Source organism: Brevundimonas sp. GN22 (assembly GCF_054824005.1).
In genome coordinates this window covers 1-583 of record NZ_JSYD01000100.1, presented here as the reverse complement: position 1 = coordinate 583, position 583 = coordinate 1, and the positions used below count along the sequence as shown (strand labels likewise).

Here is a 583-nt window from a genome sequence, read left to right as displayed (position 1 = left end):
CCGCCGCCTGCTCACCCTTGCCCACACGAAGAGCAACTACAGCCGCTGGGGTACCGAGTTCAGCATTGCTTCTGACGGTGGTGCTTTCGAGGTGCTTGAAGAGCGCGACGGCGGTGCACGCAAGGCAAAGAGCGAGCGTCTAGCACCATCGCACAAGGTGGCCCTGAAGGCGCTCCAGAAGGCCTTAGCAGAGGCCTCAGAGGCATCGCCGGGCGGCCCCATTCCTACAGGTGTACGCGTGGTCAAATACGACCTCTGGCGGCAGTACGCATACAACGCCGGGATCAGCCCAGCCGACACGCCAGAGGCCAACAAGCGAGCATTCCACAGAGCGGCCGAGGCGCTGACTGCCAAGGGCATTGTGGGTGTTCACCTCCCGTTCGCATGGGTGACAGAGGCGGGACAATGAGCGGGACACTTTGTCCTGCGGGACATGTTCTGAGGGGGACAACAGGGACACCCCTAAAGGGGGTGTGTCCCGTCTGTCCCGTCTCCCCTCAAGCCTCGATGTCCCGATTGGATGGGGGAGCTCGAAACTTCGACGCCTTCGCCCTGGACACCGGCGGCCCCCACACAACGACAA

Annotated in this window: 1 protein-coding gene; it reads left to right on the top strand. The window is 63.0% G+C overall.

Features of this window, described 5'->3' with window-relative positions; translation table 11 throughout:
• A partial coding sequence (locus OB03_RS12695; RefSeq protein ID WP_461344390.1) for a hypothetical protein occupies nt 1–409 on the top strand: 409 nt, incomplete at its 5' end.
• Nucleotides 410–583 lie beyond the last annotated feature (174 nt).